Origin of the sequence: Hyphomonas sp. CACIAM 19H1, assembly GCF_003325995.1 — a bacterium.
Taxonomy (GTDB): Bacteria; Pseudomonadota; Alphaproteobacteria; order Caulobacterales; family Hyphomonadaceae; genus Hyphomonas; species Hyphomonas polymorpha.
Window position 1 is genome coordinate 2,442,834 of sequence record NZ_CP016437.1, and the last position, 12,879, is coordinate 2,455,712.

Annotated in this window: 11 protein-coding genes; 8 read left to right on the top strand and 3 right to left on the bottom strand. The window is 63.5% G+C overall.

Annotated features, from left to right (window positions below):
- Positions 1 to 35: 35 nt before the first annotated feature.
- On the bottom strand, positions 36 to 1,700 hold the full coding sequence (ettA, locus tag BBF93_RS11395) for an energy-dependent translational throttle protein EttA (RefSeq protein ID WP_114105974.1): 1,665 nt from the start codon (positions 1,698 to 1,700) through the stop codon (positions 36 to 38).
- A 194-nt stretch (positions 1,701 to 1,894) separates the two neighbouring features.
- Here ettA and BBF93_RS11400 point away from each other — a divergent pair, with 194 nt between their 5' ends.
- From BBF93_RS11400 to BBF93_RS11435, 8 genes are all read left to right on the top strand, one after another.
- Positions 1,895 to 2,662 carry a hypothetical protein gene (locus BBF93_RS11400; protein WP_114105975.1) on the top strand — a complete coding sequence of 256 codons (768 nt, stop codon included), beginning with the start codon at positions 1,895 to 1,897 and terminating at the stop codon, positions 2,660 to 2,662.
- A gap of 162 nt (positions 2,663 to 2,824) precedes the next feature.
- Positions 2,825 to 5,089 (top strand): S9 family peptidase, encoded by a 2,265-nt coding sequence (locus BBF93_RS11405; protein WP_233349100.1) that lies wholly within the window; start codon positions 2,825 to 2,827, stop codon positions 5,087 to 5,089.
- Positions 5,086 to 5,655 (top strand): NUDIX hydrolase, encoded by a 570-nt coding sequence (locus BBF93_RS11410; RefSeq protein WP_114105976.1) that lies wholly within the window; start codon positions 5,086 to 5,088, stop codon positions 5,653 to 5,655. Before BBF93_RS11405 ends, BBF93_RS11410 begins: the two co-directional genes overlap by 4 nt.
- Positions 5,656 to 5,660: 5 nt before the next feature.
- Positions 5,661 to 6,083 (top strand): DUF1330 domain-containing protein, encoded by a 423-nt coding sequence (locus tag BBF93_RS11415; protein WP_114105977.1) that lies wholly within the window; start codon positions 5,661 to 5,663, stop codon positions 6,081 to 6,083.
- Between the two features lie 79 nt (positions 6,084 to 6,162).
- On the top strand, positions 6,163 to 6,984 hold the full coding sequence (locus BBF93_RS11420; RefSeq protein WP_114105978.1) for an alpha/beta fold hydrolase: 822 nt from the start codon (positions 6,163 to 6,165) through the stop codon (positions 6,982 to 6,984).
- 151 nt (positions 6,985 to 7,135) lie between these two features.
- On the top strand, positions 7,136 to 8,131 hold the full coding sequence (locus BBF93_RS11425) for a glutathione S-transferase family protein (protein WP_114105979.1): 996 nt from the start codon (positions 7,136 to 7,138) through the stop codon (positions 8,129 to 8,131).
- The gene (locus BBF93_RS11430; RefSeq protein WP_051612821.1) at positions 8,124 to 9,245 is read left to right on the top strand and encodes a cystathionine gamma-lyase; all 1,122 of its coding nucleotides are present in this window, start codon (positions 8,124 to 8,126) and stop codon (positions 9,243 to 9,245) included. The genes BBF93_RS11425 and BBF93_RS11430 overlap by 8 nt, the downstream gene beginning before the upstream one ends.
- 65 nt (positions 9,246 to 9,310) lie before the next feature.
- Entirely contained in the window at positions 9,311 to 11,329 is a 2,019-nt protein-coding gene (locus BBF93_RS11435; protein WP_114105980.1) for a carboxylesterase/lipase family protein, read from the top strand.
- On the opposite strand, the gene BBF93_RS11440 is transcribed toward BBF93_RS11435, so the two are convergent.
- Positions 11,294 to 11,761 (bottom strand): GAF domain-containing protein, encoded by a 468-nt coding sequence (locus BBF93_RS11440; RefSeq protein WP_114105981.1) that lies wholly within the window; start codon positions 11,759 to 11,761, stop codon positions 11,294 to 11,296. The two genes, BBF93_RS11435 and BBF93_RS11440, sit on opposite strands and share 36 nt — an antisense overlap.
- A 59-nt stretch (positions 11,762 to 11,820) precedes the next feature.
- Positions 11,821 to 12,801, bottom strand: coding sequence for an aldo/keto reductase (locus tag BBF93_RS11445; protein WP_162786526.1), 981 nt, complete (start codon positions 12,799 to 12,801; stop codon positions 11,821 to 11,823).
- Between the last annotated feature and the right edge of the window lie 78 nt (positions 12,802 to 12,879).

Below are 12,879 nucleotides of genomic sequence, written 5' to 3' on the forward strand. Positions count from 1 at the left end.
CCAGCCTTTGCCCGGGATGACAATTTTTGACGGCGTTAGCGCGAGAATTTCTTGAACTTCAGGCGCTTGGGGTTGACGGCGTCTTCGCCGAGGCGGCGTTTCTTGTCTTCGAGGTAGGAGGAGAAATCGCCCTCGAACCATTCGACATGGCTGTCGCCCTCGAAGGCGAGGATGTGGGTGGCCATACGATCCAGGAACCAGCGATCGTGCGAGATGATGACGGCGCAACCGGGGAAGTTGTCGAGGCCCTCTTCGAGCGCCTGCAGGGTTTCCACGTCGAGGTCGTTGGTCGGTTCGTCGAGGAGGAGCAGGTTGTGGCTGCCGCGTAGCATCTTGGCGAGGTGGACGCGGTTACGCTCACCGCCCGAGAGGATGCCGACCTTCTTCTGCTGGTCGGTGCCCTTGAAGTTGAAGGCGCCGACATAGGCGCGCGACATGACCGAAACGCCGCCAAGGTCGATCACGTCGGTGCCGCCGGAGATTTCTTCCCAGACGTTCTTGTTGGGATCGAGCTTGTCGCGGCTCTGGTCGACATAGCCGATCTTGACCGTTTCGCCGACGCGCATGGCGCCCGCGTCGGGCTTTTCCTGGCCGAGGATCATCTTGAACAGGGTGGACTTACCCGCGCCGTTCGGACCGATGACGCCGACGATACCGCCGGGGGGTAGTTTGAAGTTGAGGTTCTCGATCAGCACATTGTCGCCGAATGCCTTGCTGAGGCCTTCAGCCTCCAGCACGACGCCGCCAAGGCGCGGGCCGGGGGGAATGCGGATCTGCGCGGTCATCACCTTCTCGCGCTCTGCCTCCGACGCCATCTTCTCATAGGCCGTGATACGGGCCTTGGACTTGGCCTGGCGGGCCTTCTGGCCGGAGCGGACCCATTCGAGTTCCTTGGCGAGGGTGCGCTTGCGGCCGACATCGTCGCGCGCTTCCTGCTCCATCCGCTTGGCTTTCTGTTCGACCCAGGAGGAGTAGTTCCCCTGGAAAGGCACGCCGCGGCCACGGTCGAGTTCGAGAATCCAGCTGGTGATGTCGTCGAGGAAGTAACGGTCGTGGGTGACGAGGATGACGCAGCCGGGGAAGTTGATGAGGTAGTTCTGCAGCCAGGCGACGGTTTCCGCATCGAGGTGGTTGGTCGGTTCGTCCATCAGGATCATGTCGGGCTTCGACAGAAGCAGCTGGCAGATGGCAACGCGGCGGACTTCCCCGCCCGAGAGCTTTGACACGTCGGCGTCATTGTCCGGGCAGCGCAGGGCGTTCATCGCCATTTCGATCTTGGAGTCGATGTCCCACGCGTCAGCCGCGTCGATCTGCTCCTGGAGCTTGGTCATCTCCTCCATCAGCTCGTCGGAATAGTCCTCGCCGAGCTTGGCGGAGATGTCGTTGAACTTGTCGAGCATCTGCTTTTCCGGGCAGGCGGCAGCGACGTTTTCGAAAGCGGTGAGCGCCGGATCAAGCTTCGGTTCCTGCGGGAGGTAGCCGACCTTAATGCCTTCAGCGGCCCAGGCCTCGCCGGAATAGTCCTTGTCCACCCCGGCCATGATGCGCAGCAGGGTCGATTTACCCGAGCCGTTGACGCCGACCACACCGATCTTGGCATCCGGCAGGAAGTTCAGGTGGATGTTTTCAAACACCTTCTTGCCGCCGGGATAGGCCTTGGTGAGGCCTTGCATGTGGTAAACGATCTGGGGACCGGCCATGGGCTATGGTTCCTTTGCGAAGCTGGAAACGGTTGTCTGGGCGCGATGTGGCCTGCTGCGCGAAGAATATCAAGCGATACGCAGCGTTCGCTGACAGATGCCGTGTGACCGGGCCAGGTTTTCCCCTTGTGCTGGCCCGGGCGGCGCGGCATCAGCCTTCAGTAGAGGGGATTTTCCCCCGCGCAGGCCCGATCATGAGCGATAAGCCCCCTTCCCCCGCTGACCAGAAGCCTGCCAGCTATGGCGATGATGACATGACGCGGGCGTCAGGCTGGGACGCGCTGCTGGATGATCTGTTCGGGCTGAATGTGCGGGCGCTCAAGACAGTGGCGGCGGCGCTGTTTTCGCCTGCCAGGCTGTTTGAAGCGGCGCGGGATGTGGACTGGCTGGGCCGGTATACCCCGTCGATCCGGCTGGTGTTCACGCTGATTGCGGCGGTCGTGTTCCTCAAATTCCTGTGGGTCAACGATACGTCTGGCCTGTTTGCCTATACCCAGGCGACCATGGAGGCGATGGGAACCGAGTTTCCTGGCCGCACCCCGGAAGAAGCCGCCAGGGATTATCTCGCCGCGCTGCTGGTAACTTATCCTTTCAGCTATTTCGGGGTGCATGCGGTGTTTGCCCTGATGCTGAACATCTGGGGCAAGGGCACGCCCCTGGCGGTGCGGATACGGCTGTATTTTGCGGGGTTGTTGCCGGTGCTTCTGGCCGGCGTATTGATGACGCTGGTGTATGCCGGGCTGAGCGCCGAAGCCCTGGACCAGACAATGGTGATCGGTTTCGGCCTGATGCTCGGGCTGTATTTCCTCACGCTCTATCGGGGACTGGGGCCCGTCCACCGGGGCGCAGGGCGAGCGGGGCGCAGCGCGCTGGGGGCTGTGGTCATGATGGGGGGCGACCTTGTGGTGAGCGCCGTCTCTTCGCTGTGGGCCGTCACCCTGCTGTTCGCCGGGGCGAGCTGATCCTGCCAGCGCAGAGAGGATGACAGCGGCGGAATCGCCGCTAGTCTCCCCGCCATGACGATCCGTTCTCTTTTCACCGCGGCGATGGCCGCCCTCACGCTTGCCGGCTGCGCTGCCGGACAGGCCGCGCATGCCCGCACCCCGCAGCAGGATACCCCTCGAATGACCGACGCCCCCCGGCTGACGCCGGAACGCCTTTATGCCTCCCCTTCCCTTTCCGGCAGCACGCCGCGCGCCGTGCGCTTTTCACCCGATGGCAAGCGCGTCACCTTCCTGAAGCCACGGGCCGAGGAAAGCGCGCGGTATGATCTGTGGCAGTTTGATGTGGCAACCGGGGCACAGAGCCTGCTGGTGGATTCCACCGCCGTGGACCCGGCAGACGCCGAACTCTCCGAAGAGGAAAAGGCCCTGCGCGAGCGCAAGCGCATCGCCAGTGTGCGCGGGATCGCCGATTATGCCTGGGGCACGGCGGACACGATCATCGTGCCAGCGGGCGGAGATATTCATCTGGTGACGCTGAAGGCCAGCGGGCCGGAAACACGCCGCCTGACGCAGACGGACGCGTTTGAATATGACGCCAAGGTTTCGCCACGCGGCACGCATGTGAGCTTCATCCGCGATGGGGCCCTCTATGCCATCGACCTGGCAAGCGGAACCGAGACGCGCATCTCTCCGGAGGCGCAACCAGGCAAGGCCATCAGCTATGGCGTGGCCGAGTTTGTCGCGCAGGAGGAGATGAGCCGGTATACGGGCTACTGGTGGAGCGCGGACGAACGCTATGTGGCGTTTACCGAAGTGGACGAGAGCGGCGTGGACGTCATCCCTCGCTTCGACATTGCTGCCGATAAGGTGACCGTGATCGAGCAGCGCTATCCGCGAGCCGGACGGCCGAATGCGAAGGTGGCGCTGCATGTGTTTGACCACAATGACGGCTCAACCCGGCGGATCGCGTCTATGGGGCCCGATGACTATCTGGCCCGCGTGAACTGGGCCCATGGCAGCCTCTGGTTCCAGACGGTGAACCGCGCGCAGACGGAAATCCGGTTCAACCGCACTGATGGCCTGCCCTGGCGGATATGGTCTCCGTTTACGGAGGAACAGGAGCGGTGGGTGAATCTGTCCGATGATTTCCTGGCCCTGCCGGAGGGCGGGCTGCTGGTGACACATGAGCTGGACGGGTTCCGGCACATCTATTGGCGCGATCCGTCTTCGGGCGAGAAGCGGCAGATCACTTTTGGCGACTGGGTGGTAGACAAGATTGCCGGCTTTGATGCGGAGACGGAGACGGTATATTTCACAGGCTATCTAGACACACCGCTGGAGCGGCATCTCTATGCCGTGCCACTGGGCCGGAGCGATGCCGAGATTGCGACATTGGGCGCTGAGCGGGTGCCGGAGACCAACTGCCTCAACAGGACCCCCGAGTCAGCGCGTGTGTCGAAGGTTTGCCCGGAGGTGCGCCGGATTACGCCGGAAGGCGGCAGCTGGAGCGTCAATATGGGCGCGGGCGCCAAGAGCTATATCGGCACATTCTCTTCACCGGCGCAGCCGCCGCAGACGGCGCTTTACAAGGCAGACGGCACGCGCGTGGCATGGATCAATGAGAATACGCTGAACGGGTCCCATCCGTATACGCCTTATCTGGAGGCCCACACCGTTCCTGAGTTTGGCACGCTGACGGCGGAAGACGGGCAGACGCTTTACTATTCGCTCCAGAAGCCGCCGGGGTTTGATCCGGCCAAGAAATATCCGGTGATTGTGGAAGTGTATGGCGGGCCGCATGTGCAGAGGGTTTCCAATGACTGGCGGCCGCTGAGCGATCAATTCCTGACACATGAAGGCTATATCGTGTTCCGGCTGGACAATCGCGGCACCTGGAACCGGGGTAAACGGTTTGAAGATGTGATCCATCTGAAGACTGGCGGGCCGGAAGTGCGCGACCAGCTGGCGGGCGTCGCGTGGCTGAAGGCGCAGCCCTTTGTGGACGGGGACCGCATTGCCATTCAGGGCTGGAGCTATGGCGGCTACATGACGCTGATGACCTATGGCCAGGCGCCGGAGGGCACGTTTGCCGCCGCGATTGCCGGGGCGCCGGTGACCGACTGGACGCTCTATGATACGTTTTATACGGAGCGTTATATGAGCACGCCGCAGCTCAACCCCGAGGGCTATCACGCCTCCAGCGTGTTTGCGCATGTGGATGGTCTCACGGGGCCGCTGCTGCTGATCCACGGCATGGCGGACGATAATGTGACCTTCGACAACACCACGCGCCTGATGGCGGAGTTGCAGCAGCGCGGGCAGATGTTCGAGCTGATGACCTATCCCGGCCAGCGGCATGGCATTCAGGGCGAGGCGCTGCAGCTTCACCTGATGCGCACACGCCTGGATTTCCTGAAGCGCCATCTCGGGCAGCCGCAGCAATGACCATCAAACCCTGGAAGGTGCTGTCCTCCCGCCAGATCATGAAAGATCGTTTCATGGGGCTGCGCGCCGACCAGTGCGAGCGGGAGGATGGGCATATCGTTGAGGCTTATAACGTCATTGAACTGACAGAATGGGTGACGGTGATTCCGGTAACGGACGCTGGCAATATCGTGCTGGTGCGCGAGTATCGCCATGCGTCCCGGGTGATCCTCACGGGGTTGCCGGGTGGAGTCTCAGACGCGGGGGAGACAGACTGGGCCGCAGTCGGCGCGCGGGAGTTGCGTGAAGAGACAGGCTATGTTCCGCGCGAGATGGTCTGGGTGGGCACCTGCCACCCCAACCCGGCGACGCAGAACAACAAGCTGCACTATTATCTGGCCTTGGGCTGCACACCGGATGCACAGCAGGACCTTGATCCCAATGAAGACATTGAAGTTCTGGAAATGCCGTATTCGGAGTTTCTCGATTATGGGCATCTGGAGGTTCAGCACGCCCTGCACGCGGCAGGCCTGTTTTATGCCGAGCGGCATTTTCTGAAACACCCTGAGCTGCGCCCGAAGGAGTAACGCCCATGCCCGCCTTTCAGCCCACTGCCGATCAGTTCCGCGCCTTTCGCGATGACCCATATGACGGGCCGGTGGCGCAGGTGAACATTCTGAAGTTCAAGGTGAAGGCCGAGTATCGGCCCGAAGATCCCGAATATGGCGAGGCGATCAGCGGGCGGAACGCTTATATGCGCTATTCGGAAGCCTTTACGGTGGCGGCCGCCGAAGTGGGCGGGACGACGCTGCTGCTGGGGGATACGGAGCGGTTTTTCATCGGCAATGGGGATTGGGATGCGGTGCTGGTGAACCATTTCCCCAACCGCCAGGCGTTTATCGCGACGCTGAACCACAAGGACTACAAGGACATGGCGCGCCACCGCGAGGCGGGGCTGCTCTGTCAGGAACTGATCGTGACGCGGCCGACATGGGTGGGCGGGAAGAAGGTTTAGCCGACCTGCCCCAAGCGCGGCTTGCCGGTCCTCGATTTCAAATGATATATCTTTTGAAATCACAGACGGAGACTGCGCCATGACCCAACCCGCCACTCGCCCCAGGGTTATCCGCCAGTTTGTGGAGGGGGCGTTCGGGCAGATACATGTGCGCGTGGCGGCGCCGGAGACGCAGACGGCGCGGCCGCTGGCCTGCCTGCATATGAGCCCCAAATCCGGCCGGATTTATGCCCGCTTCATGCAAGCGATGGCGGCCGACCGGATGGTGATGGCGCCTGACTATCCCGGCTTTGGCGAATCTGATGCCCCGCCCGCCGAGCCGCATGTGAGCATTGAGGATTATGCCCGCAGCCTTTGGGATGTGGTGGACGAGCTGGGCCTGCAGGAAATTGACCTGATGGGCTATCACACCGGGTCGGAGGTGGCGGTGGAGGCCGCGCGGCAGCGGCCAGAGGCGGTGGGGGCGATCGTGCTGATCGGAGCGCCGATCTTCACGGCGGCAGAACTGGACGAGATGCACGCGACGTACAGCCATGTGGACCTGGATGAAGACGGCACGCGCTTTTCCCGGATGTGGAAAAGCGTGGTGGCCCATCGCGGGCCGGGCATGACGCTGGAGATGATGGCGGAATCCTTTGCCGAGAACCTGCGCGCCGGGGAAAAGTATGAATGGGGCCACCGGGCGGCGTTTGCGTATGCGCGGCGGTTTCCGCAGGTGCTGGCGAGCCTGGAGCAGCCGATTACCGTGTTCAATCCCGATGATGATCTGCGGACGCAGACGCTGCGCGCGCCGGGGTATCTGCAGAATGGCGCGGTGGTGGACCAGCCCGGCTGGGGCCATGGCTTTCTGGACGCGCATACCGATGAGGCGGTGCGCGCGGTGAAGGCGGCGCTGGGCTGAGACCCCTTCCGCGCGGGCAGAGGGTTTGCGCCTCTGCAGCCCCCGTGACAGACTCCCCCGAGTGTGATGAATATTCCGGCACATTGAGTGACAATATCTTGCCGGAGCAAGATCGTAAGGCGTTCCGGCGAGGACTGCCTGGGAGGAAAACATGAGCGGATATGAAGTCTACGGAGCGTTGGGGTCTCCCTACTCTCTCAAGGTGCGGGCGGCGATGCGGGCGAAGGGGTTGCCGCATAGCTGGACGGGGATGACGGGTGAGGAGCGCGGGGTGATCATGCCGAATGTGAAGGCGCAGGTGATCCCCGTGATCCGGAAGCCGGACGGCAGCTGGACGAATGATTCCACGCCTTTTCTTCTTTCCATTGAGCGCGAAGGGCGCAGCCTTGTGCCGGACGACCCGGCGCTGCGCTTTGTGTGCCTGCTGCTGGAGGACATGGCCGACGAATGGTTCATGAAGGCAATGTTCCATTATCGCTGGTTCTACGCAGCCGATCAGGAATGGTGCGCCAACTGGCTGATGTATGACTCGATGCCCAATGCCGGCCGGGCTGGCGTGGAGAAGAGTGCGGCAGTGATCCGTGCAAGGCAGATTTCGCGCATGGCGCTGGTGGGCTGCACGCCGGAGACGGCGCCGATCATCGAGGCGAGCTGGAAGCGCAGCTGCGCGGCGCTGCAGGAGATGGCGCTGGGGCCGGGGCGGTTCCTGTTTGGCGACCAGATTTCGCTGGCGGATCTGGCCTTCTACGGGCAGCTGAAAGTGATGAGCTATGACCCGACGCCGATGGCGTGGATGCGGGAGGCGGCGCCCTACCTTTATCGCTGGCTGGACCATGCCGATGATGCGAGCGGGATTGGCGGCGAGTGGGGCAGCGCGGAGGCGGCGCTGGCGAGCCCAGCGATCACCCAACTGCTGGCGCAGGCGGGTGATACTTACCTGCCCTTCCTGCTGGCGAATGCCAAAGCCATTGAGGCGGGCGCCGAAACCTTCTCGTTGACGATTGAAGGGGGCCGGTATGAGCAGGGCGTGTTCAAATATCAGGTGAAGTGTCTTGCGAGCCTGCGCGAGGAGTGGCACCGGCTGGACGCGGACACCCGCGCCGGGCTGGCGCGGCTTATCGGACCTGGAGCTGACTTACTTGGCTGACAACCTCTCCCCCATTTCGCGCTTGCTGCACCGGCGGGGCGAAAGCCTGCAGAAGGGCGATCCTGTCGCCCTGCCCATCGTGGCCTCCACCACCTTCCACCTGCCGGGCGATCCGCAGGCGAGCCATGTGTATGGCCGCTATGGCAACCCGACGGTGGAGGAAGTGGAGGCCGAGATCGGCCTGCTGGAAGGGGCCGAGGCGGTGCTCTTTCCCTCCGGCATGGCGGCGATTGCGGCGCTGTTCTACGCACATCTGAAGCCGGGTGACCGGGTGCTGGTGCATGCGGATGGCTATTACAACGCGCGTGCCTTGCTGGAGGCGTATTTTGCGCCGCTGGGGATCGACATTGCGACCTGCCCCACCGCAGAGATGGCCGAGGCGAACCTGACCGGGGTGAAACTGGTGCTGGCGGAGACGCCGTCCAATCCGGGGCTGGAGGTGTGTGACCTCGCCAAGCTGGCGCGCAATGCGAAGGATGCCGGGGCGCTGCTGGCGGTGGACAACACCACGGCGACGCCGCTGTGCCAGCGGCCGCTGAACCTGGGCGCGGACTTCACGATCATGGCCGATACCAAGGCAATGGCCGGGCATTCGGACATTCTGGCCGGGCATGTGGCCAGCCGCGATCCGGCGCTGATGCAGCCGGTGAAGACGTGGCGGCGCCTGGGCGGGGCGATCTGCAGCCCATTTGATGCCTACCTTCTGCACCGGGGCCTTGCGACGCTGGAGCTGCGCGTGGCGCGGGCAAATGCCAATGCACTGGCTGTGGCGAATGCGCTTTCCGGGATGGAGGGCGTGACGGGCCTGCGCTATCCGGGGCTGGCGACGGACCCGGCCCATGGCGTGGCGCGCAAGCAGATGAGCGGATACGGACCGATTGTCAGCTTCTGCCTGCCGAGCCGGGAGTTGGCCGAACGCTTCATTGAAACCCATCCGCTGCTGACGCCGGCGACGAGCTTTGGCGGGGTGCATTCTGCCGCCGAATGCCGGGCGCGCTGGGGCGACAAGGTGCCGGGCGGGTTTATCCGCATGGCCTGCGGCATTGAGCCTGTTGCAGACCTTACAGGCGCGACGATCCGGACGCTGAGCGCGCTGGGCCTGCGCAGCGCTTAGGGTTAGCCACACCAGCCTCATGTGGCTATGATGCCGATGGATTCGACGATTGCGGGGGACCGGCGATGCGCCGTTTCAGTATAGTTCTGCTTTTCATCCTGATCGCAGGGGCGGCCTATGGCTGGTATGCCCTGCGCAAGCCGCCCAAGCCGATGGAAATGTCGGAGCCGGTGCGCATCCATCAGGGCGTCGTGATCGGCGGGGTGGACCGGGCCAACCCGGATGTGATCGTCTTCAACGGCATTCCCTACGCCACTGCCAAACGCTGGACGCCGCCCGCCGCGCCGCCGCAATGGGGCGCAATTTCCCGCGACACGCGCGAGTATGGCCCAGAATGCCTGCAGAGCCGGGGACGTTCGGCTGGCTTTATCGATCGGATCCTGGAGGGCGTGGGCCTCTCCGGTTTCGAGCGGATGATGGCACGTGGAGTGATGGCGCTGCAGAAGCCGCCCGCGGAATCGGAAGATTGCCTGTCGCTGAATATCCGCACGGCCAATCTGGGCGGCCGCGAGCTGCAGCCGGTAATGGTGTGGATCCATGGCGGCTCGCACCAGTTCGGATCGGGATCGCAGGGGATCTATCAGGCCAACGGGCTGGTGGAGAATGGTGTGGTGCTGGTCACCATCAATTACCGGCTCGGCGCGTTCGGCTATCTCGCCCACCCCGCACTGACGGAAGAGGCGGGCACGTCCGGCAATTACGGCCTGATGGATCAGGTGTCGGCGCTGAGCTGGGTACGCGAGAATATCGCAGTTTTCGGGGGTGACCCGAACAATGTGACCGTGTTCGGCGAAAGCGCAGGCGCGCAATCCATCACCGAACTGATGGCGAGCCCCCTGTCGGAGGGGCTGTTCCACAAGGCGATCCTGCAAAGCGGCGCGAGCACGTATAACGCGCTGCACCTGAAGCGCTCGGCCATCCCCGGCGTGAAGAGCGCCGAAGAAGCCGGCATCGAATTCCTGTCCACACTTGTTCCGCATACGGCGCGTGCAGGCGACCTGCGCAATATTCCGGCTGGCGCGATCATTGCCCGCAGCGACGTGCGTCAGGATCTGACGCCGTATTTCCTGCCCGTTGTTGACGGCAAGGTTCTGCCGCGCCCCATCGGCGCGGCGTTCCGCGACGGGCAGACGCCACAGGTGCCGATGATGGCGGGTTTCAACGCGGATGAGGGCACGTTGTTCTACAGCGAGATCGAGTCGCCGACCGTGCTGCGCTCGCGGATCACGGGCACGCTGGAGGAGCGGGAGGACGCGCTGGCCTCCGTGTTCGGACTGAACCCGGCCAAGGCGTTGCAGGCCCTTTATGGCATGAACACGCTGGAGAGCTGGGACAGGGGCGCGACCGACATGCTGGGCGACGACCTGTTTGGCGTTCACATGCGCTATGTGGGGCGTCGCAATGCCCAGACGGGGCAGCCGACCTATCTCTACCATTTCACCCGTGTGCCGCCTTCGCCGCGCCAGACCATCGGCGCCTTCCATGCGGCGGAGATTTCGTTCGTATTCGACAGCCACCTGCCTGGCCTGAAAGTGACCGAGGGTGACCGGGCACTGACCGAAGCGATGATGACTTATTGGACGAACTTCGCGCGCACCGGCGATCCTAACGGCCCCGGCGTGCCCGAATGGCCAGCCTATTCGGTGGACCGGGATGTGTGGCTGGACCTCAACCATTCCATCCGCGTGATCGAAGGCCTACGCGCGCGGCGGCTCGACATTCTGGAAGAGAATTTGCTGAAACGGATCGAGCAGATGGCTGGGCCGCCGCTGACGCCGACAGTGCCCGAACCGGTGGACGCAGCTGTGCCGCCGGCCAATATCGAGGCATTGGAAGAGGCAGAGCCTGCCGCCTTCGAGAGAGCGCCGGTTATCCGCGAAACGCCCGTGACCCGGCCCGCGATGGCGGCGCCGCCGCGAGTCGAAACGCGCCCCACCCCTCAGCCTGCGGAGGAGTTGCCGGCGCCTGTGCTGCGGCCGCTGAACCCGCCGGTCGAGACGCCTGCGCAAGATCCCGGGCAAGCGTCCGAACCTGGCTCCCAGCCTGTCTCAGGCGGTGAGCAGGCTCCGGCAAATGGCAACTAGGCCAGCCTGATCGATTTCGTCGAAGGCGTCATACTCGGTCGAGTCGACATCCAGCACGGCAGCGAGGCTGCCATCGGCGCGGAAGACCGGAACGACGATTTCCGAGTTCGAGGCAGAATCGCAGGCGATGTGGCCAGGGAACTCATGAACATCCGGCACGATGATGGGCTCTCTGGTGGACGCTACATGGCCACAGACGCCCTTGCCGAAGGGAATGCGCAAGCAGCCGAGCGTGCCCTGATAGGGGCCGACGACGAGTTCCTGCGGCTTCAGAGGATCTACCAGGTAGAAGCCGGTCCAGAAGAAGCGCGGCTTGAAGGCCTGGGTGAGCAGGCAGGCGGCCGACGCATAGCGGGCGGTATCGGATGTTTCCCCAGCCACGACGCTGTCGATTTCTTCCTTGAGCTGGCGGTAGACCTCAGCCTTGTCCATGGTCGGCACCCTTTGTCCGTTTGAGCGCTCTAGATATGCGCTGGCCGGCGCTTGTCCATTCATTCTGCTGCGATCAGCGCGGCGATGGCCGCTGCCTGTTCCGGCGTGGTGATAAGGGTGGCCGCGTCCAGATTGGGACGCAGACGCTCAGGGCGGGTTGTGGAGAACAGGACCAGGCCCGTTGGATTCTGCCAGATCGCATGGGCAAGGAAACCCTGCGCCACATTGGCTGTGGTCGCCTCCATTCCGAGCGCGCCGGACCAGCGGTCTTTCAGCTGCGCGTCCTGGCTCAGCCGGAACAAGGTTTCCTGAAAACGGGTGCCAAGGCAGGAATGGGTGATCGTCAGGGAGGGCGAACAGGCGAAGGCCGGGTGAAGCGCCGCATCGAACTGAGCGACATCGCCATAGGGCGAGCCACTGGCGGCGATGGCGAGCATGGCGTCTGGCGCAGGGGCCACCCCCCAGGCGCGGGCCTTTCCCTGCCGCACGGTCTGTTCGGCAAAATCCAGAACCTCAGCGCGGCGCACATCTTCCAGCGTGCATTCGTGCAGCAGCAGCAGATCGACATGATCGGTGCGCAGTTCCCGCAGGCTGGTCTCAAGGCTGACCTGCATCCGGGCAGGATCAAACACGCCAAATTCCGGCCATCGAATGGCCGGTGGTGGAACAACGCCGCGCAGCGGCGGCAACCGCCGCAGGGTGGCGGCCAGCTTGCCTTTCAGGCGGATGGCAAGGTCACGCGCGGGCGGAAGGATACCCACCTTGGTAGCAAGGATGACCTCGCCGCGGATTTGCGCGAAAGCTTCGCCCAGCAGCCCTTCGCAGCGCCCTTCGCCATAGAGGCGCGCGGTGTCGAAATAGGTGATGCCCTGCTCATGCGCCTGACGGAGGAGGCGAACGGCAGAGGCGGGATCGTCAATCTGGTGTAGGAGGCCGGTTCCAAAGCCCAGAGGGCCGGAGCGGCGAGACAGCAGCCGCTCAACAGCGCCAACAGGAGCTGGCGAGGGCTTATCGGAGGGTGGCGGGTGGTTAATGTTCATATCGATCAATCAATTTTTCAGTGGAAGGCAGGCGGCCTGCTTTCTCTCTTGCCCCTAACATGCATGAATCGTGCAAAG

Bases quoted from the DNA above. Each gene is read 5' to 3' on its own strand.
- BBF93_RS11415 (WP_114105977.1), top strand. From the start codon at position 5,661: ATGCCCGCCTTTCAGCCCACTGCCGATCAGTTCCGCGCCTTTCGCGAT.
- BBF93_RS11445 (WP_162786526.1), bottom strand. From the start codon at position 12,801: ATGAACATTAACCACCCGCCACCCTCCGATAAGCCCTCGCCAGCTCCT.
- BBF93_RS11440 (WP_114105981.1), bottom strand. From the start codon at position 11,761: ATGGACAAGGCTGAGGTCTACCGCCAGCTCAAGGAAGAAATCGACAGC.
- BBF93_RS11425 (WP_114105979.1), top strand. From the start codon at position 7,136: ATGAGCGGATATGAAGTCTACGGAGCGTTGGGGTCTCCCTACTCTCTC.
- BBF93_RS11420 (WP_114105978.1), top strand. From the start codon at position 6,163: ATGACCCAACCCGCCACTCGCCCCAGGGTTATCCGCCAGTTTGTGGAG.
- BBF93_RS11405 (WP_233349100.1), top strand. From the start codon at position 2,825: ATGACCGACGCCCCCCGGCTGACGCCGGAACGCCTTTATGCCTCCCCT.
- BBF93_RS11410 (WP_114105976.1), top strand. From the start codon at position 5,086: ATGACCATCAAACCCTGGAAGGTGCTGTCCTCCCGCCAGATCATGAAA.
- BBF93_RS11400 (WP_114105975.1), top strand. From the start codon at position 1,895: ATGAGCGATAAGCCCCCTTCCCCCGCTGACCAGAAGCCTGCCAGCTAT.
- ettA (WP_114105974.1), bottom strand. From the start codon at position 1,700: ATGGCCGGTCCCCAGATCGTTTACCACATGCAAGGCCTCACCAAGGCC.
- BBF93_RS11435 (WP_114105980.1), top strand. From the start codon at position 9,311: ATGCGCCGTTTCAGTATAGTTCTGCTTTTCATCCTGATCGCAGGGGCG.